The organism is Microbacterium sp. K24, assembly GCF_004794465.1.
Classification (GTDB): Bacteria; Actinomycetota; Actinomycetes; order Actinomycetales; family Microbacteriaceae; genus Microbacterium.
In genome coordinates, this window is sequence record NZ_SSDJ01000107.1 from 32,314 (window position 1) to 56,325 (window position 24,012).

A 24,012-nucleotide genomic window follows, 5' to 3' on the forward strand; every position below is an offset into this window, starting at 1 on the left:
ACAGCGAGCCGACCAGGCTATCAGTCCGCGCGGCTCAGCGTCTGCAGCACCTCGGTCCGCGGGGCCGAGGGGAGCACGAAGCGGAACTCCGTGCCGACGCCCTCCTGGCTCGAGACGTCCATCGTGCCGCCGTGGGCGAGCACGATGGCGCGTGTGATCGTGAGACCGAGCCCCACGCCCGGAACGGCGTTGCGCGTAGCCGTCGAAGCCCGGAAGAACCGGGTGAACAGCATCCCCTGCTCATCCTCCGGGATGCCGACACCGGTGTCGCGCACGGACAGCTCGACCCCGCCGTCGAAGGGCCGCACCGTGGTGGTGACGTGGCCGCCTCGCGGCGTGAACTTGATCGCGTTGGACAGCAGGTTGTCGAGTGCCTGGCCGATCCGACCGGCATCGACGAGCATCCGCACCGGCTCCGGCGCCAGCTCCGCCGAGAGCTCGATGCCCTCGCGCTGTGCGTGCGGGCCGGCGGATGCCACGGCGGAGCGCACGAGTTCGCCGAGGTCGATTTCCTCGCGATCCAGCGGGAAGCGCCCCGACTCGACCTGGGCGGTGAACAGCAGGTCGCCGACGAGGTTCAGCAGCCTCTGGGCGTTGCGCTCGATGATGCCGACGAACTCCTGCTGCTCGTCGGTGAGCGGCTGACCGGGATCGTTCTGCAGCAGATCCAGGAACCCGATGATCGCGCTCAGAGGCGTCCGCAGCTCGTGAGAGATCATGCCGACGAACTCGTCCTTCATGCGGGCGACCTCGACCGCCTTGCTCTCGTCCGTCACCACGAGCAGATAACCCTGCTGCGTGCCGGCGCCGTCCCTGTACGGGCTGACGGTGACGCGCGCGGGGACCGAGGTGCCCGCCCCCGTCACGACGTCGACGTCGCTCTCGATGTTCTCGCCGTCGTCGTCTGCCCGCGCGAAGAGCGCCATCATGCCGGGAGGGAGCGGCGAATCGGCGTCCGCACGCTCCTGGCGGGTGCAGTCGCCGGCGAGGGAGTTGAGAGACGACTCGGCGAAGAATCGATCGATGCGCACGTCGTCCATGGCTTCGGCGTAGGTCAGACCGAACAGACGCTCCGCACCGGGATTCCAAGCGGTGATCGTGCCTTTCAGATCGGTCGCGATGACCGCCTGAGCGGTGATCGACGACCAGAGCCCCTCGTACGACTCGACGAGCGAGCGGTATTGATGCTCCTTCTCCCGCAGCTGCACGATCATGGTGACGTTGTCGGAGAGCGCCGACGTGCGCTCGGCGACGAGCTTCTCGGCCTGCTCCGCCCGCACGCGCTGCTGCCGGGACAGCTCGTTGATCACCGCGGCCACCGCCGCGAAGACGAGGGGACCCACGACCCCTCGCAGCCAGTCGACATCGTTCCGGGGCGGATCGGCGATGTACGGCATGAGCAGCGCGAGGGAGGTCAGGCCGCCGACCACGAAGACCCAGCGGATGCCGGGGGCGGCGGCGATCCAGATGACGGGCAGCAGCACGAGCGAGGAGAACAGCGAGCCGGCCCCGCCGGTCCCGGTGCGGAAGAGTCCGAGCCCCACGATGTCGATCAGCGGGACGAGCAGGACGATCCATCCCTCGTACACCCGGCGGGCCGTCAACACGGCCGCCTGGAGGGTCGCGGCTGTCACCAGTCCGAGACCTGCGGCCAGAGCCATCGGGTGCGTCACCGGAAGATCCGCGATCACCCAGGTCAGCAGTGCGGCGGCGACGGCGGCGATGAAGGTCGGACCCTGCTTGACGAGCGGGCTCGGGTTGTCGAAGACCTGATACCACCGGTTCTCGGCGCGATCGAGCGGCGTCGCCCTCACCGCGTCACCCGCTCGACGATCGCGTGCAGGTCGGCACCGGTGATCGGCTTCGGCAGCGCGGCATCCGCGGGCGGGTAATCCGCGGCATCGAGCACGGAGCTGATGACCAGGAAGCACGCCGGGAAGCGCTCACGCACGAGCTGCACGCACTCCTGGCCCGAGATCCCGGGGAGGAGCAAGTCGATCACGGCGAGCACGGGATCGATCTCGTCGAACGCGGCGATCGCCGACTCCGCGTCGACCGCGACGAAGGCGTCGAACCCCTCGCGGTCGAGGTAGCGGCGCAGGAGCGCCGCCTGATCGACGGCATCCTCGACGACGAGGGCCAGCGGCCTCCCGCTCATCGGAGGAGCAGCTCTCGCACGACGACGATCACGACGACGACGGCGATCGCGAGGAGGGCCTGAGGGATCAGCCTCCGCTCTCGTCGAGCATCCGCGGCGATCTCCTGTGCTTCGACGTCCTGCGACGGCGCTTCGGTCATGAGTCGACCCGTCCGATCTTCTCGGTCTTGATCCACGAGGCGTCGGCCCGACGCCATTCCTTGATGTACGAGTCCACGGTGATCGCACACAGCAGGGAGCCGTATCCGCAGACGTAGAGCAATAGTCCCGCGAAGAACCGTCCGCCCGGTAGGGGTTCCACCGCGCGGGCCAGCCAGATGCCGAGCATGGAGATCGGCCCCCAGAGGTAGAAGATCACGGCCCAGACGAATCGGTTCTCGTCGGTGAGAGCGAACCCGAGCTGTGTCAGACCGTCTTCGAAGAGCCACGGGAAGAGCGCGATCGCCATGAGGATCAGCGCTCCGAGGCCGGGGAACATGATGACTTCGCGCCACGACTGGCGGCCGATGCGCGGGTCGAGCTGGGCGGCATACAGCATGGAGAAGATGTAGATGCATGCCGCGGCTACCCACATGAAGCGGAACACGAACTCCGCGATGTCGCTGTGCAGCACCAGCAGCACGAGCAGCGCCGTCGCCGCGAGGAGCATGAACGCGGGCAGGAGCAGGATGGTGAACCACGCCAGACCGAAGGAGAAGCTGCCCAGGTTGTGGAGGCGGCTCGGTCGGAACCACAGCTTGCGGTAGATCGAGGTCAGCTGCACATTGCCGCGGGCCCAGCGCAGGCGCTGCTTCCAGAGGCTGTCGACCGTGCGCGGCTCCTCGGCCAGCACGACGGCGTGCGGCTCGAACACCATGCGCCGCCCCTTGAGCTGCCCCTCGAACGTCGTCATGGTGTCTTCGGCGAGGGTGCCGGTCGGGATGCGTCCGCCGATCGCCTCGAGGTTCGCGCGGGAGTGCAGCTGTGCGCCGCCGGCGAGGCAGGCGATCGCACCGCCGACGTTCTGCACGCGGCGGGCCGAGAGCTGCCCGATGACGTATTCGATCGCGATGAAGCGCGTGAGGTAGTTGCGGTCGCGGCTGCCCTCGGCGATGTACGCGGTGACCGCGCCGACCTTGTCGTCGGCGAGATGACGGCTGAGCTTGCGCAGCGAGTCGCGGGCGAAGATGACGTCGGCGTCCATGATGAGCACGGCTTCGGTCCAGGCATCCGCGAGGACCACGTCGAGTCCGTGGTTCAGCGTGTGCGCCTTGCCCTCGCCGCCCTTGTCACGACGCAGGTGCACGACCCGGCCGGGGTAGGTCGCGGCCATGGCCGTGACGATCTCGGGTGTGTCATCGGTCGACGCGTCGTCGACGACGAAGACCCGGAGCCGTCCGTCGGGGTACTCGAGCTGGAGCAGCCGTTCGATCGCCGGCCCGATGACGAGCCCCTCGTTCCAGGCGGGGATCAGGACCGCGACGTTCGGGTGATACGGTGCCGCCTTCGCATAGTGGTTGCGGAACGCATGCAGCGGCAGGGTCAGGAACTGCAGGGCCGTGTTGATCACGGGCAGCGTTCCCACGAAGACGCAGACCAGCAGGATGATGACGATCGTGGTCTCGAGCCAGGTGAGGCCGGTCATCACGAGCGGTCCTCCCCATCGAGGAGCGCGATGACGCGCGAGTAGCGGCCGACGTCGGAGGCGACGTGGCTGTCGGTGGACGCCACGATCTCGGCTCCGGCCTCCCGCAGGGCCATGAGCGATCGGATGCCGGGGCACCCCCACTTCTCGTTGACCTCGACGAGGGTGTCGGTCTCGGCGGCGGCGCGCGCCCACGCGGCGATGCGCTCGTCTCCGAGATCGTCTTCGGAGAGCCCGATCTTGGGCAGGATCGAGAAGCAGTGCGCGAGCTGGTTGCCCGGGTACCGCCCCATCACAGCGATGAGCGCGGTGACGAACTGGTCGAGCACGTCTTCCGCAGCCCAGCCGGCGGCGATCCGCTCGCGCACGGCGGTCGGCCCGAGCGGCCCGTCGATGCCGGGGAACTGGTGGTCCGCGATGAGGATGCGATCGATGCCCTCGGGCAGCACGGGGATGTCGAGGCCGCCCGACGTATCGAGGATCTTCGCCTCGACCCCGGTGAGCACCGTGAGGCCCTCCGGCACGACGAGCGCGCGGACGGCCGCGAGGTACTCCGGCACCCAGGTCGTGCTCTGCCGCACGTGGTCGACGAGCCGAACGGTCGTCAGCCCCGCCGCAGCGGCCGCCGCGACGTTCTCGGCGAGGGTCGACACCGCGTCGTCGGAGAACGTCGAGTGCACGTGATGGTCTCCGCGCAGCGCGGCGTGGCTCACAGGTCCTCCTGGTGCCCCGCATGGGCCGAGACGAGCAGATCGTCGACCTCGACGATCACGTCTTCCAGGAAGCGCACCGAGGCGACTTCGCGGAAGGGGATCCGTACGGGGAGCTCGATGCCGAGGAACAGGTCGGCGACCAGCGACGGGATGTCCACCCCTGCCGCGATCGTCAGCGGGAGGGCGCCGGGGAAGCGGGGGTTGACCTCGAGCAGCACCGCGCGACCGGCGCGGTCTCGGCGCAGCTGCACGTTCGCGACGCCGACGAGGCCGATGGCCCGCGCGATGTCCGCCGCGGTGTCCTCGAGCTCGGGGTCGCGGACGGTCTGCCCCGCGATCGCCACGCCCGAGTCCACACGGGCGCGCGTACGCGGCACGGCGGCGACGACGTTGCCCGCGGCATCCGCGATCACGTCGACCGAATACTCCTCGCCCGGCAGGAAGTCCTGCACGATGAGCCCCTCGTCGGTCGGCAGGGCCTCGAGCGCCGCACGATCCGGCACCAGGCGGATGCCGCGGCTCCCGGCGCCCTGACGCGGCTTCGCGAAGACCGGGAACTCCCAGTCGATGCCTTCGGCGTCGGGTCCGGCGAGGACGGTGCGCGGCGTGCGCCCGGTCGGCGCGCAGCGCTCGGCGAGGGCGAGCTTGTCGAGTGCGGTGTTCAGCGTGTCGGCGGAGGGCGCGGCCAGCACGGCCGGCGCCAGCTCGTCCCGGCGCTCGGCGAGCGCGATCAGCTCCACGTCGACCGTCGAGATGACGAGATCGAGGGAGTCCTCCGCGACCATCCGCGCGATCGCGGGCACGAAGTCCGCGTCGCGTCCGGGCGGCACGAGGCGCCGCTGCTCCGGCGGCACCAGGTAGATGCCGCTCGCCCAGCCGTCCATGTCGGCGGCGAACACGGTCAGGTCGGAACGGCGGAGGAGCGAGCGGATGACGGCCACACCGGCCGGACCTCCTGCACCGGTCACCAGAACGCGCTTCGTCATCAGGTCTCTCTTCTCGTGAGTTCGTGGGCGCCGACGAACTCCGCCGTCTCGCGCACCACCTCGAGCGGCTCGACCGCCTTGCCACCGCCGAAGCGGGACCAGTAGCGGGCCGTCGCGGTGACGAAGTCGGGTTCGAGGTAGTCGCGGCTGGCGGTCTGCGAGCTGAAGCGCTCCAGCAGCCGCAGCTTCTGATCGAGGTACTGGTCGATCCGCACGAAGCGGGTCGGCCGGAAGTCGATGGTCGCCGACGGGCTCTGGTAGCAGGCCACCGTGCCGACGCGGCGCGTGGCCACGATCGTCGCCTCGCTCACCGCGCGGTGATCCTGGTGGCGGTCGTGGCTGGAGTGCGTGTAGACGATGGTCGGCTTGATCTCCTGCACGACCTCCTCGATCAGACGCACGGTGGCCCCGCCACCCGAGATCTCGGTGTCGATGAGGTCCTTGACGAAGAGTCGGGCGCCGAGCATGTCGGCGGCCGCGAGCGACTCGCTCTGGCGGCTGTCGGCGTCGCCGCCGCGGGCTCCCCGCGACAGCGTGAGGATGGTGATCGCGTCGCCCGCATGAGCGTGGGCCGCGAGGAGTCCGCCGACTCCGATCTCGACGTCGTCCGGGTGAGCCCCGATCGCGAGGACGACGTCCGCGGGCCGGGTCTCTTCGCGTCGACGTCGTCCTTCGGCGGCGAGGCGGGTGACGGCCTCGACGAGCTTGGTGTTGTCGAGGGGCTTGGTGAGGAACTCATCGGCCTGCGCGCGCAGTGCGGAGACGGCGTACTCGACGGAGACGTGCGCCGTCATCACGATCACGGGGACGTTCGGGCTCGTGCGTCGCAGCTCGGCCAGCAGCTCGAGACCACCCAGGCCGGGCATCTCGATGTCGGTGACGACGACGTCGGGGCGCAGCGCGGTCATGCGCGCGATCGCCGCGTGACCGTCTTCGGCGGTGTCGACGATGCAGCCTGCGCGCCTCTCGAGTACCGTCTTCACGAGCAGCGCGACGTCCGGATCGTCGTCGACGACGAGGACGCGAGGAGACTCCTCAACCATTTGTGCAGCTCTCCTTGGGGAATTCCCTGCCGGTGGAGCTGGCGTCGTGCTCTCGGTACCCTTCAGAACCGTGAGCTCGGGGAAGTCGAGCGGGTGTTATTCCTAAATATTGGCATATCGGAACGCCCTCCCGACGCTGCCGGTCAGGGCGAGCCGTCGCACACCGCGCGCAACGCTATCGATCAGGGCGTGCACGGCGCGATCACGGGGCGCACGCTCCCCGATGCACGTGCGTCAGCTGCTAAGACGCCGCGCGTGCGGCGCGCTTCTCCTGCTGATAGACCCGGATGGCCTCGTACCGCTCGGCCGACCGGGCCTGTCGCTTGGCTGCTTCGTCGGCGCGGTTCTTCGGCGGGGCCGTGGTCACGAGGTCATCGAGGAGGTGCCGAGCCGCGTGCGCGATCTCTGCGACGGCCCGGTCGAACACGGCCTGGTTGGCGCGCGACGGCGCATTCGTACCCGCGATCTTGCGGACGAACTGCAGGGCGGCGTCGTGACATTCCTCGTCGGTCGCGGCGGGCTCGAGGTTGTTCAGGGGCACGATGTTGCGGCACATACCGGCACGCTACGCCGGGCCGACGACGGACGGAAGAGGGCTATCGGGTCGACAGGATGGTGCGATCGACACGCGGCTCGCTACGCTCTGGCTACGAGAACCGGCGACGGCCGATCCGCCGTCTCCCTGGAAGAGGAGAGAGACATGACGATTCCCCCACCCCCCGACTCCCCGCAGAATCCATCCGCACAGACTCCCCCGGCCTGGAACGACGCACCCGCGGATCCCGCGGCCGGTTACGCGCCGCCCGCTCCGAACAGCGGCGCCCCGTACGGCGGCGCCCCCTACGCGTCCGCCCCCGTGTCGCCCCCGGGACGCGTGCTGTCGATCATCGGCCTCGTGCTCGCCTTCGTCGCCGCGCCGGTCGGCCTGATCCTCAGCATCGTCGCGGCCGTCAAGCTCGGAAAGGCCGGGGCGCCCAAGGGCCTCGCGATCGCCGGCATCATCGTCGGCGCCGTCTTCACGCTGCTCTGGATCATCGGAATCATCCTGTTCGTGACCGTGATCGGCGGCGTCATCGGCACGTGCGCGGAGCTCGGCCCGGGCGTGTGGGACGTGAACGGCGTCACCTACACCTGCGGCTGACCCCGCGGAGTACGAAGAAGGGACCGGATGCGGACAGCATCCGGTCCCTTCCTGTCGGGGTCGCCTACTTCTTGTAGTTCGGCGCCTCGACGACGATCTGCACGTCGTGCGGGTGCGACTCCTTGAGCCCGGCCGACGTGATGCGCACGAACTTTCCGCGCTGCTTGAGCTCCTCGATGGTGCGCGCGCCGACGTAGAACATCGACTGACGGAGACCGCCGACGAGCTGGTATGCCACAGCCGAGAGCGGCCCGCGGTACGGCACCTGGCCCTCGATGCCCTCGGGGATGAGCTTGTCGTCGCTCGGGACGTCGGCCTGGAAGTAGCGGTCCTTCGAGTAGGAGGTCTGCTTGCCGCGGGTCTGCATCGCGCCGAGCGAGCCCATGCCGCGGTACTGCTTGAACTGCTTTCCGGACTGGAAGACGATCTCGCCCGGCGACTCGTCGGTGCCGGCGAGCAGCGAGCCCAGCATCACGGCATCCGCGCCGGCGACGAGCGCCTTGGCGATGTCGCCGGAGTACTGCAGACCGCCGTCGGCGATCACGGGCACACCGGCGGGCCGCGCGGCCAGCGATGCCTCGTACACGGCCGTGACCTGCGGCACGCCCACACCGGCGACGACGCGGGTGGTGCAGATCGAGCCGGGACCGACGCCGACCTTGACGGCGTCCACTCCGGCGTCGATCAGAGCCTGCGCACCCTCGCGGGTCGCGACGTTGCCGCCGATGATGTCGATGTGCTCGAAGGTCTCATCGGCCTTCAGACGACGGACCAGATCGATGACGCCCTGCGACTGGCCGTTGGCGGTGTCGACGACCAGCACGTCGACACCGGCGTCGCGCAGCGCCTCCGCACGCTCCCACGCATCGCCGAAGAAGCCGATCGCCGCACCGACGCGCAGTCGGCCCTGGTCGTCCTTGGTGGCGAGCGGGTACTTCTCGCTCTTGTCGAAGTCCTTGATGGTGATGAGACCGGCGAGCGTGCCGTCGGCGTCGATCAGGGGCAGCTTCTCGACGCGGTGCTTCGCGAACAGGGCGATGACCTCGCCGGCCGCGACGCCGACCGGGGCGGTGACGAGGCCCTCCGAGGTCATGACGTCCTTCACGAACGTGGTCTGGCGCTCGAAGCCCGAGACGAAGCGCATGTCGCGGTTGGTGATGATGCCGACGAGCTTGCCGTCGTCATCGATGACCGGGAGGCCCGAGATGCGGTACTTCGCGCAGAGGGCGTCGACCTCTTCGACCGTGGCATCCGCCGTCGTCGTGATCGGATCGGTGATCATGCCGGACTCGCTGCGCTTGACCCGGTCGACGTGCGCCGCCTGATCGGCGATCGAGAGATTGCGGTGTAGGATGCCGATGCCGCCCTCGCGCGCCATCGCGATCGCCATGCGCGACTCGGTGACCGTGTCCATGGCGCTCGACAGCAGCGGAGTGGCGACCGAGATGCGGCGCGTGATCCGCGACGACGTGTCGGCCTCGCTGGGGATCACGTCGGTGTGCCCCGGGAGGAGCAGCACATCGTCGTACGTCAGTCCGACGAAGCCGAAGGGATCGTGCTGGTCCATGGAAGCTCCTCCTGCGCGAGTCGCGCGAATCCGAGTGCGAGTGCGGTCGACAGCGTCCGGCGCGGGCCGGAAACCCGTATGAGGATTCTAAGCGAGATGAGCCCGTGAACATTCCCGGGGTCGCCGCCGACCAGCCGGGAGAGGGCCGGTGTAGGCGAATCGGGAAACGCACACTACGCTCAAAACGTCTTCGATCGCTGCGGTTCACACCCGATGCCGCAGGGAAAGCACTCACAGTGGAGGTTGCGTGGGACCCACATCAATCGCCGTACAGAGAAAGCGACCCTGGGTGGTCGCTCTCCTCGGCATCCTCATGGCGCTGACAGCGTTCCTGATCCTGCCCCCGTCTCCGGCATCCGCTGAGACCACCGACGACGGCCAGGAGGTGACCGACTTCTACTTCGCCGGGGTCATCACCTTCGACGACGAGCCTGTCGAAGGCGTCGGCATGCAGATCGAGGGCAACGGTTTCAAGGGCGAGACCGAGACGGATGCCGACGGCAAGTGGCGCCTGTACGTGCCCGAGAAGGACACGTACACGCTCACGGTCGACGAGGAGTCCCTGCCCGACGGCGTGATCGTCGACGCGAGCCTGCTCCCACCCGGCACGCAGCCGATCGCGGGCACGTCCGCCTCCTTCGAGGTGGAGTTCGGCCTCACCGGCACCAAGATCATGAACCTGTTCCTGGGCGAGGGGCAGCGGGTCACGGTGTCGGTCCTCGACCAGCTGCTCTCACGCCTCGTCGGAGGTCTGAACTTCGGTCTCCTCCTGGCGCTCGCCTCGATGGGTGCGGCGCTGATCTACGGCACGACGCGACTGTCGAACTTCGCGCACGCCGAGATGGTGACGTGGGGCGGACTCGTGGCGCTCGTCACGACCACCTTCTGGCATCTTCCGCTGTGGGCGGGCATCATCGCGGCGGTGATCGGCGGCGGGCTGTTCGGCTGGGCGCTCGATGCCGGCATCTGGCGTCCGCTTCGGCGACGCGGGCTCGGCGTCGTGCAGCTGATGATCGTCAGCATCGGACTGTCGCTGGCGCTCCGCTACGCCTTCCAGTACCTGATCGGCGGTGGCACCCGGCAGCTTCCGGGCGCCAGCCCGGCGCCGATCCAGTTCGGCCCGATCTCGCTGTCCTACATCGACATGATCGGCATGGCCGTGAGCATCGTCGTGATCGTCGGGGTCGCGTTCTTCCTCACCCGCACCCGCATCGGCAAGGCGACCCGCGCGATCTCCGACAATCCGCAGCTCGCGGCCGCATCCGGCATCGACGTCGACAAGGTGGTCCGCTACGTCTGGATCCTCTCCGGCACCCTGGCAGCGATCTCCGGCGTCCTCTGGGGCTACTTCCGCCCCGGTGTGAAGTGGGACATGGGCGCGCAGATGCTGCTGCTCATCTTCGCCGCCATCACGCTGGGAGGCCTCGGCACCGCGTTCGGCGCTCTCGTCGGGTCGCTCATCGTCGGCATCGCGGTCGAGGTCTCGACGCTCTGGATCCCCTCCGACCTGAAGTACGCGAGCGCCCTGGTCGTCCTCATCGTGATCCTCCTCGTCAGACCCCAGGGACTGCTGGGCCGCAGGGAAAGGTTGGGCTGACCGCCATGGACTTCGGAAGCATCTTCTCCAACACCGCCGTCTACCTGTTCAGCCCGGTCACCCTGGCGTACGCGCTGGCGGCCACCGGTCTCGCGATGCATTTCGGCTTCGCCGGTCTGCTCAACTTCGGTATGGCCGCCTTCATGGCGATCGGCGGCTACGGCTACGCCATCTCCGTGCTGACGTTCGGTCTCCCGTGGTGGATCGGCATGCTGATCGGCCTGCTCGGCGGCGCGCTCTTCGCGGTGCTCCTCGGCATCCCGACGCTGCGCCTGCGGGCCGACTACCTCGCGATCGCGACGATCGCCGCCGGTGAGATCGTGCGCCTGCTGTTCACCACGCAGGTGTTCGACGAGTACACGAACTCGGCCGACGGTCTCGCGCAGTTCAACGGCGGTTTCCGCGACGCGAACCCCTTCCCCACCGGCACCTACGGGTTCGGTCCGTGGACGTACAGCGCCGACGATCTCTGGAACCGCGTGTTCGGGTTGATCGTCCTGCTCGTCGCGATCCTCCTCGTGTGGGCGCTGATGCGCAGCCCGTGGGGCCGCGTGCTCAAGGGCATCCGCGAGGACGAGGACGCCGTGCGCTCGCTCGGCAAGAACGTCTTCGCCTACAAGATGCAGGCGCTCGTCGTCGGCGGTGTGATCGGCGCCGCCGGAGGGATCGTGTTCGTCCTCCCCTCCGCCGTGGTCCCGGGCAGCTACACGACCTCGCTGACCTTCTTCCTGTGGACCGTCCTGCTCCTCGGCGGTGCGGCCACGGTGTTCGGTCCGACGCTCGGCGCGATCCTCTTCTGGATCGTGTTCGCCTTCATGGCGAACCTGCTGCCGTCGATGGCGAAGGCGGGCATCCTGCCGATGTCCGACAGCCAGGCCTCGACGCTGGTGTTCATCTTCATCGGCATCGCGCTGATGCTGCTCGTGATCTTCCGCCCCCAGGGCATCCTCGGCGACAAGAGGGAGATGACCTTTGTCAAGTGAACTGACCCCCGAGCCCGCCGAAGCGCCGGCCACGGGAAGCATCCGACGCCCGAAGACCACCGGTCTCACCAAGGGAGAGGTGAAGCCGGGCGTCGCCAAGGTCGATCCGATCCTCGTCGCCGACGCCGTGCAGCGGCGCTTCGGCGGACTGACCGCCGTCGACGTCGACCACCTCGAGATCCCGCGCGGCGCCATCACGGCTCTGATCGGACCGAACGGCGCCGGCAAGACGACGCTCTTCAACCTGCTCTGCGGCTTCGACAAGCCCAACAGCGGCACCTGGTCGTTCGACGGCAAGAACCTCTCCGGAGTGCCGTCGTTCAAGGTCGCCCGCATGGGTCAGGTGCGCACGTTCCAGCTGACCAAGTCGCTGTCGCTGCTCACGGTGCTCGAGAACATGAAGCTCGGCGCCCCGCATCAGCGCGGCGAGGGCTTCTGGGCGAGCCTGTTCCCGTTCCTGTGGCGCAACCAGGACACCGAGATCGAGGGAAAGGCGCGCGACCTGCTCGCCCGCTTCAAGCTCGATGCCAAGGAGAAGGACTTCGCCGCCTCGCTCTCCGGCGGGCAGCGCAAGCTCCTCGAGATGGCCAGGGCCCTGATGAGCGACCCGACCCTGGTGATGCTGGATGAGCCGATGGCCGGCGTCAACCCGGCGCTCACGCAGTCGCTCCTCGATCACATCCTCGACCTCAAGGGTCTGGGGATGACCGTGCTCTTCGTCGAGCACGACATGCACATGGTCCGCCACATCGCCGACTGGGTCGTCGTGATGGCGGAAGGTCGTGTCGTCGCCGAAGGGCCGCCCGACGAGGTCATGGCGGACCCCGCGGTCGTCGACGCCTACCTGGGCGCGCATCAGGACGTCGATCTGGGTGCCGTCACCGGCCGCATCCCCGTGGTCGCCGATGTGGATGCGGTGAAGTTCCGCGAACAGGTCGAGGCCGAGGTCGAGGCCGAGGAATCCGCCGACGACGCCGAGGAGAAGAAGGCATGACCGACCAGACGCCCGTCCGCAACGAGATCAAGAACGACGACGTCATCGTCGAGTTGAAGGATGTGCACGCGGGCTACCTGCCGGGCGTGAACATCCTCAACGGCGCGAACCTCGTCGCCCACAAGGGCGAGCTGATCGGCATCATCGGCCCGAACGGCGCCGGCAAGTCGACCCTGCTGAAGGCCATCTTCGGCATGGTGAACGTCCGCGACGGCGACGTCACGCTCCACGGCGAGAGCATCATGGGCCTCAAGGCCGACAAGCTCGTCCAGCGCGGCGTGGCCTTCGTGCCGCAGACGAACAACGTCTTCCCGTCGCTCTCCATCGAGGAGAACCTGCAGATGGGGCTCTACCAGAACCCCAAGATCTACGCCGAGCGCCTGGAGTTCGTCAGCAGCATCTTCGCCGAGCTCGGCAAGCGGCTCAAGCAGCGCGCCGGTTCGCTCTCGGGCGGCGAGCGGCAGATGGTGGCGATGTCCCGCGCCCTCATGATGGACCCATCGGTGCTGCTGCTCGACGAGCCCTCCGCCGGCCTCTCCCCCGTGCGCCAGGACGATGCGTTCATCCGCGTCTCCGACATCAACAAGGCGGGCGTGACGACGATCATGGTCGAGCAGAACGCGCGGCGCTGCCTGCAGATCTGCGACCGCGGCTATGTGCTCGACCAGGGCCGCGACGCCTACGAGGGCACGGGCCGCGACCTCCTCAACGACCCGAAGGTGATCGGCCTGTACCTGGGAACGCTCGGAGAAGACGCCGCCTGACGCTTCTTCTCGCCGCCGACCGGCCCCTCTGCATACGAACCGGCCCCTTGTGTTCGCACACAAGGGGCCGGTTCGTGCATAGAGGGGGCGCTCGGCAGGGAACCGACCCATGACGAAGGCCCCGGATGCAGCATCCGGGGCCTTCGCGTGTGATCAGTTGGTGCGGGTGATCAGGTTGTCGGCACCGTACTTGTAGGTACCGATGGACGCACCCTGCGGGTCGCCGTTCTCATCGAACGTGATCTCGCCGGAGTAACCGTCGTAGTCGGCCGTGCCGCCGTCGTTGATGATCTTGGCGCAGTCGGCGAAGCTGGTGCACTTCTCTCCGTCGCCGGAACCGCCCGAGACCTCTTCCATCTTGGCCGCGATGTCCGCGCCCTCGGTGGAGCCTGCGGCGAGCGACGCCAGAGCCACGAGCACGACGGCGTCGTACGCCTCGGCCGCGTAGGTGAAGTCGTTCACCTCGGGGTTGCCCTCGCCCGTCCAGAACGTCTGCAGACGGTCGGTGAAGTCATCCTCGAGTGCCGGACCCGGCTTCGTGCCCTGCGCGCCCTCGAGCGAGAAGGAGAAGTTCGTGTCGGGCGAGGAGCCGTAGTCGGACAGGTTGCCGTCGACCAGGTACCACTTGTCCGGCGAGATGCCGGCGTTCTGCAGCAGCGGGGCGATGGTCTTGAACTGGTCGAACGACACGATCGCGACAGCATCCGGGTTCGCAGCCTTGATGGTCTCGACCTGAGCGTCGAACTGACCGTCGCCGACGTTGTACGACGCATCGGCGACGACCTCGCCACCGGCGCCCTCGAACGTCGACTTGATGTTGTCGAAGAGACCGGTGCCGTAGGCGTCGTTCTGGTAGATGACGCCGAGGGTCTTGTGGCCGTCTTCAGCGATCAGGTTGCCGAGGACCTCACCCTGCAGCAGGTCGCTGGGTGCGGTGCGGAAGTAGAGGCCGTTGTCGTCCCAGTCGGTGAAGTCGGGACCGGTGTTGGAGGCCGAGATCTGCAGGATGCCCGCGCTGACGTTTCCGTCGAGGATGAGGCGCGAGACACCGGATGCCGCGGCACCGACGATGGCGGTCACGCCCGCGCCCTGGAGCTTGGTGATCGAGGTCTCGTACGCCTTGGTGTCGGTGTCGCCCTCGTCTTCGGCGGTCAGGTCGATGGTCACGCCGGCGGCGGCCTCGTTGACCTCGGAGACGGCGAGTCCGACGCCGGATTCCATGGGCGGGCCGAGGAACGACAGCGAGCCGGTCTGGGGCAGCAGCGAACCGAGCTTGAGCGTCAGGTCTGCTGCGGGCTTGTCTCCACCGCCTTCCGAAGGCTCGGCGTTCGGCGTGCTGCTGCAGCCGGCGACCACGATGGCGGATGCGCTGAGCAGCGCGATCCCCGCGAAGATCTTCGCGCTGCGCGAACCCTTCAATACGTTCATGTTGCTCCCTTGCGTAACTGAGCGCGGATTGTGACCGCGATCGGGTGCTCTAACACTAGAGCGAGATGCTCGCGCGCAGGTGTCGGCAGTATCTCAGTGCGTTAACGATCCGATACCGAGTCCTGGCCGCGATGGGCCCCAGGATCAGGCGACTCCGGGCTCCGCGACACGACGCCCGCGTCGGGCCGCCAGGAGGAGGTCGACCACGAAAACCGCGATCGCGATCCACACGATGATGAATCCGGCCCAGCGTTCGGCCGGCATCGGCTCGCCGAGCACGGCGACGCCGAGGATGAACTGCATCACCGGGGTGACGAACTGGATCATGCCGATCACCGTGAGGTCGATCCTGCGCGTGCCCGCGGCGAAGAGCAGCAGGGGCACGGCGGTGACCACGCCGGCGAACCCGAGCACCAGGGCGTGGCCCCAGCCGTTCTGCCCCATCGTGATGCCGGCCGGCGTCTGCGCCACGATGATGAGCTGCACGATCGCGATCGGGATCAGCCAGAACGACTCGAGCGTGAGGCCGCTCACTGCGTCGACCGCGGGGCCGATCTTCTTCTTGATCAGGCCGTAGACGCCGAACGACGCGGTCAGGGTCAGCGCGATCCACGGGAAGGCGCCGTAGGCGACGACGATCACGACGACCGCGATCGCGGCGATGGCGATGGCCGCCCACTGGAGCCGGCGGATGCGCTCCTTCAACACGAAGACGCCGAGCAGCACCGTGGTGATCGGGTTGATGAAGTACCCGAGGCTGGTCTCCACCACGTGGCCGGTGAGCGTGCCGAGCACGAAGACCTGCCAGTTGACGTAGATGAGGAGGCCGGCGAGCGCGGTCCAGCCGAGGAGCTTCGGCTGCCGCAGGATCACGCCGAACGCCGCCCAGCCGCGCGTCACCGTCAGCAGCAGGAGGCAGAAGACGAGCGACAGCAGGACCCGCCAGGCGACGACCTCCCAGGGGCCGGTGGGCACGAGGAGCAGGAAGTACAGCGGGAGGATGCCCCAGAGCAGATAGGCGCCGCCCGCGTATGCGACTCCGGCGGTCCGAGTGGCGCGGGTCGTCGTCTCAGGGGGCACTGGACAACCCTATTGCCGGGCGCGGAGTCCGATCGCCACGAGCGCCTCGCGGTGCGGACTTCGGCAGGAATCGGATGCCGCGTGGCGGAAAGCAGAAGGGACCCGGATGCCGTGGCATCCGGGTCCCTTCGAGGACTGCGGGGTTCAGCGGACGACGACCGCGAGGACGTCGCGGGCCGACAGGACGAGGTACTCGTCTGCGCCGAACTTCACCTCGGTGCCGCCGTACTTGCTGTACAGGACACGGTCGCCGACGGCGACGTCGATCGGAACGCGGTTGCCGTTGTCATCGATGCGGCCGGGGCCGACGGCGATGACCTCGCCCTCCTGGGGCTTCTCCTTGGCAGTGTCGGGGATGACCAGGCCACTCGCGGTGGTCTGCTCGGCCTCGACCTGCTGGATGACGATGCGGTCCTCGAGCGGCTTGATGGAAACCGACACGGTCTACCTCTTCTTTCTTGACGCTGACACGAAAGACTTGTTCGCACTCTCAACCCGAGAGTGCTAATCCAGTCTAGGCGCTCGGCTGGCACTCACGCAATGCGAGTGCCAACCGGCCGCCGACTCGACGGCACAGCCCGGGGAATTAGGCTGAGGACGTGGAGATGTCCGAGCTGCGAGCGCTGCTGACCCCCGAAGGGCTCGCGCTCCTCGACGAGGTGGGGCTGATCGAGTCGACGACCGACGTCGCACGAACGGTCTCACGCCTGCGGGCGGCCGGGCACTCCCCCGACCTGGTCTCGGCGGTGGTCGGACAGGCGCATCTGCGCTCCCGGGCGACCACCAAGTTCGGCGCGTTCGGGGCACGGATGCTGTTCACCCGCGCCGGCCTGGAGCAGGCGACGCGGCTCGCGGTCGCGGCACGGCATGCACAGAGGATCCGCAGCGCCGGGGTCACCCACGTCGCGGACCTCGGCTGCGGCATCGGCGGCGACGCCCTCGCCTTCGCCGGCGCCGGTCTCGACGTGCTGGCCGTCGACGCCGACGAGGTCACCTCGGTGATCGCCGCCTACAACCTCGCGCCCTTCGGCGACTCGGCCGTCGTGCGCCACGGCACGGCCGAGAGCACGCTCTCTTCGGTCGCGGAATCCGGAGCGGTCTGGATGGATCCTGCCCGGCGCACCGCCGGACACAGCGAGACCCGCCGCGTCTCCGCCGACGACTACTCGCCGTCGCTGGACTGGGCGTTCGACGTCGCAGCGCGTCGGCCGACCGGCATCAAGCTCGGCCCGGCGCACGACCGCGATGCCCTCCCCGACGACGGCGAGGCGCAGTGGGTGAGCGCCGACGGCAGCGTCGTCGAGCTGGTCGTGTGGAGCGGCGCCCTCGCGCGGGAGGGCGTGCGCCGCGCGGCTCTCGTGATCCGCGGCGAGCGCTCCCATGAGCTCACCTCGAACGGAGACGCCGACGACGTGCCGACCCGTGACCTCGGCGCGTTCCTCCACGAGCCCGACGGGGCGGTCATCCGCGCCCGGCTGATCGGCGACGTCGCACGCAGCCTCGACGCCGGCATGCTCGACGAGCACATCGCCTACCTGACCTCGGATGCAGCCGTCACGAGCCCTTTCGTGCAGTCGTTCCGGGTGCGCGAGACGATGCCCGCGAATCCCAAGGCGATCAGCGCCGTGCTGAAGGCGAACGGGATCGGGCGGCTGGAGATCAAGAAGCGCGGCGTCGACATCGACCCCGCGGCGTTCCGGAAGAAGCTCACGCTGCGCGGCGATGAGGAGGCGACGCTCATCCTCGTGCGCGTCGGCGACCAGCGCCGGGCGATCCTCGCCGATCGCGTGCCCGCGGTCGGCTGATCGCGCTCATCCCGGGGGTTCGCTCGGCACGGTCTCCTCGAGCGGTTCGCCGTCGTCTCCGCCCAGCGTGACCTTGTCGCCCGGGTTCGGGAACGAGACGGTCTGGGCGATGGTGAGATACGGCGTTCGGCTCTCGGTGTTCTGGATCCGCAGGTTCCAGGTCGTCGGCACCCCGTCGACGGTTCCCTCGACGTCGGTCGACACGCCCCGACCCGCGGCGTCGATGTCGGCGCTGCACACCGTCCTGCCATCGATGCCGTCGACGATCATGCAGTACTCCACCGTCGAGTCGCCCGCCGAGAAGCGGGTGCCCAGCCAGACGGGCTCGCTCTGGAACTCCCCGACGATCAACAGGCCGGCATTGAACCCCTGAGAGACGAGTTCCGTCGCTCGATCGCGCTCCGCGCCGCGGAACTGACTGATCATCGCCAGATCGGGCGACCACCGCTGGATCGAGACCATCGGCTCACCGGTGGTCGAGAGCATCAGGTAGGCGTTCACGCTCGCCCCCGGAGCCACCCCCGACTCGGCATCGCTCCCCGCATTCGGCGGCACCATCACCGAGGCCGACAGCCCGAACGGAACGATGTCGGCCTCCTGGCACGCCTCGGACGACGCCTGCGCGATGTCGATCACCACGCAGGTCTGGGCGCCGCCGTCCTTCGTCGCGTACCAGACCAGGGCGTCCTCGTCCTGACCGACCGCACGCAGGGTGCCCGCGTCGTACTCGCCCTCCCGGTAGAGCTCGGCACGGCGCTCCTGCTGATCCGCCGTCAGGACGACGGTGCCGGGGCGCTGGCCGAAGAGCGCCCACCCGGCGCCCACCCCGATCGCCAGCAGCAGAGCGGATGCCGCCGCGACCACCCACCATCGACGGAGCAGTCCCGACGCCGTCCCTGTGACCTGCGGCTCCGCATCCGGTGGCTCGGGGTCCTCCGTCTCTGAGCCGGGCCCGGAGACATCGGCCTGGGCGCTGCGCCGGCTGTCGAAGTCGAACGGCACGGCGTCGACCAGCCCGATCTCCGCCGCCGGAGCCTCGGACGGCGCGATCGTCTGCTCCTGCCGCGCGCGTTCGAGGTCGCGCAGCCTCCTCGCGTCGGCATCCGTCAGTCCGCCGTCGCGTCCGTACGCCTTCTGCTGCAGCGCGCGCAGTTCCTCGGGATCAGTCTCCGCCGGCACCGGTCTCACCTCGCTCGCGGGTGATCACGAGGTACGTCGGCCCCGTGTTGGGCGACATCTCGAAGGTCGTCGCTTGCCCGCTCAACGGATCGACGACGTTGAGCACGAGCCCCGATTCCTGGTCCATCATCGTCTGCGCATCGACGCAGACCCGGGGCGACGATTCGCTCGCGCCGTCGTAGATCAGACACTGCGCCTGCGAGTCGATCACCGTGGCGGTCCAGACGGGCACGTCCCCGTCGTAGCCGGCCACCCAGATCGAGTTCGGATCGTAGCCGTCTTGGGCGAGCTGTGCGGCGATCCTCGTCTCCTCGTCGCTGGCGTAGGTGATGCCGGACGAGCCGGGCGACTGATCCCAGGAGTCCATCCGCACGACGGGTTCGCCCGACGGCGCGAAGAAGAGCGAGGCCATGACCTCGCGTCGCACCGACTCGCTGATCTCCACGATGAGCTGGCCGAAGATCCCTTCGTCGTCGACGATCTCGGTCGGCTGACAGCTGGGCCGGGTCCGTTCGCCGTTGCTCAGGATGATGCAGGTCTTCTCCCGCTCGTCCTGCGTGGCCATCCAGACGACGATGCCGTCCTCGGCCGCGACGGCCCGGACCGATCCGGAGTCGTACACGCCTTCAGCGAGCAGGGCGGTCTGCCATTCCTGCTGCTCCGGGGAGAGCGCGACGGACGGCGGGATCACCCGACCGAACGCGAGCCAGCCGATGCCTACGCCCACGGCGAGCACCGCGACGGCAGCAAGCGCGAGGGGGCGCCAGAACGCACGGATCGACGGCAGAGCGGATGCCGAGGGAAGCGCCTCCTCCGCCCCTTCAGCGGATTCGGCGGGTGCGGACCCGGAGGCGCCCGCCGTTGCGGTCCCCTCGGGCGCAGCGGCCCCCAGGCCACGAGTCCCGACCGACGAGGTCGGGACGGGCTCAGGCGCCGAGGCCTCGCGCCGGTCAGCGGGCACCGTCTCGCGATGCGCAGCCGCGCCTGCCTGGAGCTCGGCCAGACGGTCGGCCTCTCCCGGCGACAGCTCGCCGTCGCGCCCGTAGGCCCGCACCTGTAGTGCGCGCATCTCCGCGAGCTCGTCGGCGCCCAGCATCCGACTATCCGAGCCGCTCGAACTGCATGCCGGCCCACACGAGCCAGCCCAGGCTGTAGACGGTCGCGCACAGACCGAGGACGAGCGCCCAGCGCGCGATGGCACGGCTCTCGACCGGGCGCCGCAGCGACATGATCGCGGCGATCACCGAGACGACAGCGACCGGAATGCCCCAGCCGACGAAGAACGAGGCGCCGAGTGCGACGATGGCGGCGAGGAGGGCCCAGGGCGCCAGACGGGTGTCGTCGATCGCGGCGGTGGCCGTCGTCGGCTCCCACTCGGTGTCGTCGACCGCGTCGATGTCGGGCCCGCTCACGACCACGGGCTCGATGCCGACCGGGCCGGTGGGGAGCTTCGTGTAGCCGTCTCGGCGAGCACCGGGGATCCTCGTCGCTCCCACCGGTCGCTCGACCTCGCTGCTGGGCCCCTCGATGCTCGTGTGCGGGGCAGGGACCGACCCGTCGGCCTCGGGCGTGCGCGGAACGTCGGTCATGCCGGCACCGCTTCGGCGATCTGGATCTCGGTGACGGGGAGGGTCGAGTCCGCGCCGAACGCGAGGGTCGAAGGACGCCGCCCCGAGGCGATCAGCTCGGCGGCCAGCGCAGCGATCATCGCGCCGTTGTCGGTGCACAGAGAGAGAGGCGGGATGCGCACGGTCACGCCCGCCGCTCCGGCGCGCTCGAGCGCGACGTCGCGCAGACGCCGGTTGGCGATCACCCCGCCGCCGAGCAGCAGCCGCGGAACACCGAGGTCCGCGCACGCCGCGAGGGCCTTGGTCACCAGCACGTCGACGACGGCTTCACGGAAGCTCGCCGCGACATCCGCGACCGGCAGCTGCGCGTCGGCCGGGTTCTCGGCCTCGAAGCGCTCGACCCAGCGCGCGACCGCGGTCTTCAGCCCGGAGAAGGAGAAGTCGTAGCGGTGCTTCGCAAGATCAGAGGCACGGGAGAGCCCGCGCGGGAACCGGATGGCCTCGGGATCGCCGGCGATCGCCGCCCGGTCGATCTCGGGACCCCCGGGGTACGGCAGCGAGAGGAGACGGGCGACCTTGTCGAAGGCCTCACCGGCCGCATCGTCCATGGTCTCGCCGAGCAGCTCGACATCGGTGGTGAGGTCGCGCACGTGCAGCAGGGAGGTGTGCCCGCCGGAGACCAGCAGCGCGATGGTCGGATACTCGAGCGGCTCGGCATCCGGGGTGAGGATGTCGGCGGCGATGTGCCCGACGAGATGGTTCACGGCATACAGCGGCTTGTCGAGCGAGACCGCGAGTCCCTTCGCCGCGCCGACGCCGACCATGAGCGCACCGGCGAGCCCCGGGCCGCTGGTCACCGCGACGGCATCGAGGTCGTCGAGGCCGACGCCGGCTTCGGCGAGCGCCGCATCGATCGACGGCTGCAGTGCCTCGAGGTGCGCACGAGCGGCGACCTCCGGCACGACGCCGCCGAAGCGGGCATGCTCGTCCATGCTCGAGGCGATGGTGTTCGAGAGCAGGGTGCGTCCGCGCACGATGCCGATGCCGGTCTCGTCGCAGCTCGTCTCGATGCCGAGCACCAGGGGCTCACTCATGCGTTCGCCTCCTCCGGCTCATCGGCGGACCGGGGCTGCCGACGCAGATCGCTCCGCATCACGATCGCGTCCACGTCGTCCGGCTGATAGTAGCGAGGCCGCCTGCCGATCTCCTCGAAGCCCTCGGCGAGGTAGAGCCCCGCCGCCGTCGGATTGTCGGCTCTGACCTCGAGGAAGATCTCGCGCGCGCCGCGCTCCCGTGCGGCTGCGAGGAGCGCCCGCAGCAGCGCTCGCCCCCTCCCCTGTCCGCGGTGCTCGGCGAGGAGGGCGATGGTCTGGATGTCGGCATCCGGGCTCCCCTGCAGCGCCCGCACGCCCCCGTACCCGATCACGACGCCGTCGTGCTCGTCGACGAGGTACTGTCCGTGCGGGCTGGCGAGCTCGTCCGCCATGGTCTCGGCGCTCCACGCATCGGTCGGGAAGGATCGGTTCTCGATCAGCATGATGGCGTCGAGATCGGCGGCGGTGGCGGGGCGGAGGGTCACGATCCGACCTTCTTGGGCGCTCCGGGCAGCGTGACGTCGGGGTGACGCATGTAGAGCGGCTCGTCGCCGGCAAGGGTGCGACCTGCGGCGAGAGCGCGGGCGCCGACCCGGGCCAGATCGACGGCGGAGAGCGCGGCGACATCGATCCGGCGGACGCCCGCCAGATGCGCGTCGGCATCCACGGCCTTCACCAGGACGGTGTCGGTCAGGATGTTCGGCACGCCGTCGGCATCCGCCCCGTCGAACACCGTGATCGCGACCTCGCGGCGGCGGGCGTCCGTGACGATCGCGAACGGACCGGTCTCGGTCTCGAGGGCGGTGCGGGCGGCCGCGAGATGACTGGGGACGGCGACGACCGGGATGCCGCGGCCGAGGGCGAACGCGCGCGCTGCGGCGATGCCGATGCGGAGACCGGTGAAGGGCCCTGGGCCCATTCCCGCGACGACGTGCGTGATGTCTCCGGGACCCGCCTCAGCCAGCACTTCGGCGAGCAGGACGCCGATGACCTCGGCATGGCCGAGAGGATCCGCGGTCGCCGCCTCGGCGCGTCGCGTCCCGTCGGAATCGATGAGCGCGACGGCGGTGCCCAGAGAGGTGTCGACGGCGAGGATCACTCCTCCAGGGTAGTCCGCGGCGAGGGGGATCTGCTCGACACCGCCTGGAGCTCGGATGCCGGTACGTCGAGTGCCGTCGCGCGGTTCCAGCGGTCGCCGCCGCCCTCCCGCGCCCGCACTGCGGCAGCGCCTGCGCCGGCGGCCAGGGCGTCGTAGTCGAAGCCGAGGACCGCCACCAGCGCCCAGCCGATGCTCGCGGAGGCGCGGATGCCGTGCACCGGCGCATCCCTCTCGATGACCGAGACCCGGGTGAGGATGTCGCGGATGTGGGATTGGACGACCTCTTCGCTGCCGCGGATCAGCACGAGCGCCCGCGCGTCGTCGATCCGCACCGCGTCCGCCGCGGCGGGGAGCGCCTCCTGGATGTCCTCATGGAAGCGATCCGCGATCATGGCGAACGCGGAGCCGGTGGAGGCCTCGCGCAGATCGGCCGGATCGTCCAGGCGCACATCGAGGATCGACCAGCTCTGCTCGTTCTGGGCCTGCGCCTTCTGCAGCCGGCGGCGGACGCCGGCGATCGCCGCCGCGGTATCGGCCGGAGCGACGCCGTCCGCGCGCACCATCAGCACGAGGGTGAAGGCGGCGCAGGTGCTGACGACGAGCGTGCCGACCGCGTTCATGCCCCGCAGGGCGCTGAGCTGGGCGGCCGTGTTCGCCGCGTCGGTGAGCAGCGCCGAGACGCCGCTGGCCAGCGCGACGAGGAACAGGCCGCACGATGCCAGCGCCAGCGGCATCGTGATGTCGCGCGCAGCGGGCCGGCCCCGCCACAGCTCGAACGCCACCAGGGCGGCGAAGACGCCGCACACCAGGAAGACGATGTGGAAGGCCAGCAGGTACCACGGCGACCCCGCCGTCACCACCAGCACGGTCGGAGCGAAAGCCGCGAACACCGCCACCGGCCACCACGGGGTGCGGTGGCCGCGATGCATCCGCAGGCCGATCCACACCAGCGGCTCGAATGACAGCAGCACCCCGGACGCCGCACCGCGCAGCGCCTGTTCGTCCGTCTGCTGCCCGGCGAGCCACAGGTAGGCGCCGAGCACGCCGAGACCGAAGGCCGCGCCCCAGGTCACGGTCGCGCGGCTCGGCCGCGCCAGCGTCGCCAGCCCGAACACCAGGGCGGCGAGCACGGTCACGACCGCGACCATGCTGGTCGTGACGTCGACCGCCACGGGGACGAGTGCCATCG

Annotated in this window: 25 protein-coding genes; 6 read left to right on the forward strand and 19 right to left on the reverse strand. The window is 69.3% G+C overall.

What is annotated here, in order from left to right; translation table 11 throughout:
- Positions 1–20 precede the first annotated feature (20 nt).
- The 8 genes from DW306_RS10040 to DW306_RS10070 form a co-directional block, all read right to left on the reverse strand.
- The gene (locus DW306_RS10040) at positions 21–1,814 is read right to left on the reverse strand and encodes an ATP-binding protein (RefSeq protein ID WP_136055460.1); all 1,794 of its coding nucleotides are present in this window, start codon (positions 1,812–1,814) and stop codon (positions 21–23) included.
- The gene (locus DW306_RS10045) at positions 1,811–2,158 is read right to left on the reverse strand and encodes a response regulator (RefSeq protein ID WP_136055461.1); all 348 of its coding nucleotides are present in this window, start codon (positions 2,156–2,158) and stop codon (positions 1,811–1,813) included. Before DW306_RS10045 ends, DW306_RS10040 begins: the two co-directional genes overlap by 4 nt.
- Entirely contained in the window at positions 2,155–2,298 is a 144-nt protein-coding gene (locus DW306_RS21290; protein ID WP_168429283.1) for a hypothetical protein, read from the reverse strand. The genes DW306_RS10045 and DW306_RS21290 overlap by 4 nt, the downstream gene beginning before the upstream one ends.
- Entirely contained in the window at positions 2,295–3,782 is a 1,488-nt protein-coding gene (locus tag DW306_RS10050; RefSeq protein WP_136055462.1) for a glycosyltransferase, read from the reverse strand. Before DW306_RS10050 ends, DW306_RS21290 begins: the two co-directional genes overlap by 4 nt.
- Complete coding sequence (locus tag DW306_RS10055; RefSeq protein ID WP_136055463.1) at positions 3,782–4,495, reverse strand: PHP domain-containing protein; 714 nt, start codon at positions 4,493–4,495, stop codon at positions 3,782–3,784. Before DW306_RS10055 ends, DW306_RS10050 begins: the two co-directional genes overlap by 1 nt.
- Positions 4,492–5,481, reverse strand: a complete 990-nt coding sequence (locus DW306_RS10060) for an ATP-grasp domain-containing protein (RefSeq protein WP_136055464.1) — start codon at positions 5,479–5,481, stop codon at positions 4,492–4,494. Before DW306_RS10060 ends, DW306_RS10055 begins: the two co-directional genes overlap by 4 nt.
- The gene (locus DW306_RS10065) at positions 5,481–6,524 is read right to left on the reverse strand and encodes a response regulator (protein WP_136055465.1); all 1,044 of its coding nucleotides are present in this window, start codon (positions 6,522–6,524) and stop codon (positions 5,481–5,483) included. The genes DW306_RS10060 and DW306_RS10065 overlap by 1 nt, the downstream gene beginning before the upstream one ends.
- Before the next feature lie 241 nt (positions 6,525–6,765).
- Positions 6,766–7,080 (reverse strand): DUF2277 domain-containing protein, encoded by a 315-nt coding sequence (locus DW306_RS10070; RefSeq protein ID WP_136055466.1) that lies wholly within the window; start codon positions 7,078–7,080, stop codon positions 6,766–6,768.
- 144 nt (positions 7,081–7,224) lie between these two features.
- On the opposite strand from DW306_RS10070, the gene DW306_RS10075 reads away from it, so the two are divergent.
- Complete coding sequence (locus tag DW306_RS10075) at positions 7,225–7,665, forward strand: DUF4190 domain-containing protein (RefSeq protein WP_136055467.1); 441 nt, start codon at positions 7,225–7,227, stop codon at positions 7,663–7,665.
- Between the two features lie 64 nt (positions 7,666–7,729).
- Here DW306_RS10075 and guaB read toward each other — a convergent pair whose 3' ends face one another.
- Entirely contained in the window at positions 7,730–9,232 is a 1,503-nt protein-coding gene (guaB, locus tag DW306_RS10080) for an IMP dehydrogenase (protein ID WP_136055468.1), read from the reverse strand.
- Between the two features lie 289 nt (positions 9,233–9,521).
- Here guaB and DW306_RS10085 point away from each other — a divergent pair, with 289 nt between their 5' ends.
- The 4 genes from DW306_RS10085 to DW306_RS10100 are packed head-to-tail and all read left to right on the forward strand — an operon-like array spanning position 9,522 to position 13,570.
- Complete coding sequence (locus DW306_RS10085) at positions 9,522–10,829, forward strand: branched-chain amino acid ABC transporter permease (protein WP_136055469.1); 1,308 nt, start codon at positions 9,522–9,524, stop codon at positions 10,827–10,829.
- Positions 10,830–10,834: 5 nt separating this feature from the next.
- Entirely contained in the window at positions 10,835–11,812 is a 978-nt protein-coding gene (locus DW306_RS10090; protein WP_136055470.1) for a branched-chain amino acid ABC transporter permease, read from the forward strand.
- 40 nt (positions 11,813–11,852) lie between these two features.
- Entirely contained in the window at positions 11,853–12,806 is a 954-nt protein-coding gene (locus DW306_RS10095; protein ID WP_136055523.1) for an ABC transporter ATP-binding protein, read from the forward strand.
- Positions 12,803–13,570, forward strand: coding sequence for an ABC transporter ATP-binding protein (locus tag DW306_RS10100; protein WP_136055471.1), 768 nt, complete (start codon positions 12,803–12,805; stop codon positions 13,568–13,570). The genes DW306_RS10095 and DW306_RS10100 overlap by 4 nt, the downstream gene beginning before the upstream one ends.
- A 153-nt stretch (positions 13,571–13,723) precedes the next feature.
- Here DW306_RS10100 and DW306_RS10105 read toward each other — a convergent pair whose 3' ends face one another.
- The 3 genes from DW306_RS10105 to groES form a co-directional block, all read right to left on the reverse strand.
- On the reverse strand, positions 13,724–14,998 hold the full coding sequence (locus DW306_RS10105) for an ABC transporter substrate-binding protein (RefSeq protein WP_136055472.1): 1,275 nt from the start codon (positions 14,996–14,998) through the stop codon (positions 13,724–13,726).
- A gap of 144 nt (positions 14,999–15,142) precedes the next feature.
- Positions 15,143–16,078 carry an EamA family transporter RarD gene (gene rarD, locus DW306_RS10110; RefSeq protein ID WP_136055473.1) on the reverse strand — a complete coding sequence of 312 codons (936 nt, stop codon included), beginning with the start codon at positions 16,076–16,078 and terminating at the stop codon, positions 15,143–15,145.
- Between the two features lie 144 nt (positions 16,079–16,222).
- Entirely contained in the window at positions 16,223–16,519 is a 297-nt protein-coding gene (gene groES, locus DW306_RS10115) for a co-chaperone GroES (protein ID WP_046012430.1), read from the reverse strand.
- A gap of 158 nt (positions 16,520–16,677) precedes the next feature.
- Between groES and DW306_RS10120 the strand changes: the two genes are divergently transcribed.
- Positions 16,678–17,883, forward strand: coding sequence for an SAM-dependent methyltransferase (locus tag DW306_RS10120; RefSeq protein ID WP_136055474.1), 1,206 nt, complete (start codon positions 16,678–16,680; stop codon positions 17,881–17,883).
- 6 nt (positions 17,884–17,889) lie between these two features.
- Here the strand turns inward: DW306_RS10120 and DW306_RS21295 are convergent, their stop codons facing one another.
- The 7 genes from DW306_RS21295 to DW306_RS10155 are packed head-to-tail and all read right to left on the reverse strand — an operon-like array spanning position 17,890 to position 24,010.
- Positions 17,890–19,062 (reverse strand): hypothetical protein, encoded by a 1,173-nt coding sequence (locus tag DW306_RS21295; protein WP_168429284.1) that lies wholly within the window; start codon positions 19,060–19,062, stop codon positions 17,890–17,892.
- Positions 19,046–20,158: a hypothetical protein gene (locus tag DW306_RS10130; protein ID WP_136055475.1), complete on the reverse strand. Its 1,113-nt coding sequence runs from the start codon at positions 20,156–20,158 to the stop codon at positions 19,046–19,048. Before DW306_RS10130 ends, DW306_RS21295 begins: the two co-directional genes overlap by 17 nt.
- A gap of 4 nt (positions 20,159–20,162) precedes the next feature.
- A complete protein-coding gene (locus tag DW306_RS10135) occupies positions 20,163–20,651 on the reverse strand; it encodes a hypothetical protein (RefSeq protein ID WP_136055476.1) in 489 nt (162 codons plus the stop codon).
- The gene (gene tsaD, locus DW306_RS10140; RefSeq protein WP_136055477.1) at positions 20,648–21,724 is read right to left on the reverse strand and encodes a tRNA (adenosine(37)-N6)-threonylcarbamoyltransferase complex transferase subunit TsaD; all 1,077 of its coding nucleotides are present in this window, start codon (positions 21,722–21,724) and stop codon (positions 20,648–20,650) included. The genes DW306_RS10135 and tsaD overlap by 4 nt, the downstream gene beginning before the upstream one ends.
- Positions 21,721–22,209: a ribosomal protein S18-alanine N-acetyltransferase gene (gene rimI, locus DW306_RS10145; RefSeq protein WP_136055478.1), complete on the reverse strand. Its 489-nt coding sequence runs from the start codon at positions 22,207–22,209 to the stop codon at positions 21,721–21,723. The genes tsaD and rimI overlap by 4 nt, the downstream gene beginning before the upstream one ends.
- Positions 22,206–22,823, reverse strand: a complete 618-nt coding sequence (tsaB, locus tag DW306_RS10150; RefSeq protein ID WP_136055479.1) for a tRNA (adenosine(37)-N6)-threonylcarbamoyltransferase complex dimerization subunit type 1 TsaB — start codon at positions 22,821–22,823, stop codon at positions 22,206–22,208. Before tsaB ends, rimI begins: the two co-directional genes overlap by 4 nt.
- Positions 22,820–24,010 carry a hypothetical protein gene (locus DW306_RS10155; protein WP_136055524.1) on the reverse strand — a complete coding sequence of 397 codons (1,191 nt, stop codon included), beginning with the start codon at positions 24,008–24,010 and terminating at the stop codon, positions 22,820–22,822. The genes tsaB and DW306_RS10155 overlap by 4 nt, the downstream gene beginning before the upstream one ends.
- Between the last annotated feature and the right edge of the window lie 2 nt (positions 24,011–24,012).

Excerpts from the sequence above, each read along its gene's own strand:
- DW306_RS10045 (WP_136055461.1), bottom strand. The coding sequence starts at position 2,158 with ATGAGCGGGAGGCCGCTGGCCCTCGTCGTCGAGGATGCCGTCGATCAG.
- DW306_RS21290 (WP_168429283.1), bottom strand. The coding sequence starts at position 2,298 with ATGACCGAAGCGCCGTCGCAGGACGTCGAAGCACAGGAGATCGCCGCG.
- DW306_RS10050 (WP_136055462.1), bottom strand. The coding sequence starts at position 3,782 with ATGACCGGCCTCACCTGGCTCGAGACCACGATCGTCATCATCCTGCTG.
- DW306_RS10060 (WP_136055464.1), bottom strand. The coding sequence starts at position 5,481 with ATGACGAAGCGCGTTCTGGTGACCGGTGCAGGAGGTCCGGCCGGTGTG.
- DW306_RS10065 (WP_136055465.1), bottom strand. The coding sequence starts at position 6,524 with ATGGTTGAGGAGTCTCCTCGCGTCCTCGTCGTCGACGACGATCCGGAC.
- DW306_RS10070 (WP_136055466.1), bottom strand. The coding sequence starts at position 7,080 with ATGTGCCGCAACATCGTGCCCCTGAACAACCTCGAGCCCGCCGCGACC.
- DW306_RS10075 (WP_136055467.1), top strand. The coding sequence starts at position 7,225 with ATGACGATTCCCCCACCCCCCGACTCCCCGCAGAATCCATCCGCACAG.
- guaB (WP_136055468.1), bottom strand. The coding sequence starts at position 9,232 with ATGGACCAGCACGATCCCTTCGGCTTCGTCGGACTGACGTACGACGAT.
- DW306_RS10090 (WP_136055470.1), top strand. The coding sequence starts at position 10,835 with ATGGACTTCGGAAGCATCTTCTCCAACACCGCCGTCTACCTGTTCAGC.
- DW306_RS10100 (WP_136055471.1), top strand. The coding sequence starts at position 12,803 with ATGACCGACCAGACGCCCGTCCGCAACGAGATCAAGAACGACGACGTC.
- DW306_RS10105 (WP_136055472.1), bottom strand. The coding sequence starts at position 14,998 with ATGAACGTATTGAAGGGTTCGCGCAGCGCGAAGATCTTCGCGGGGATC.
- DW306_RS10130 (WP_136055475.1), bottom strand. The coding sequence starts at position 20,158 with ATGCTGGGCGCCGACGAGCTCGCGGAGATGCGCGCACTACAGGTGCGG.
- DW306_RS10135 (WP_136055476.1), bottom strand. The coding sequence starts at position 20,651 with ATGACCGACGTTCCGCGCACGCCCGAGGCCGACGGGTCGGTCCCTGCC.
- tsaD (WP_136055477.1), bottom strand. The coding sequence starts at position 21,724 with ATGAGTGAGCCCCTGGTGCTCGGCATCGAGACGAGCTGCGACGAGACC.
- DW306_RS10155 (WP_136055524.1), bottom strand. The coding sequence starts at position 24,010 with ATGGCACTCGTCCCCGTGGCGGTCGACGTCACGACCAGCATGGTCGCG.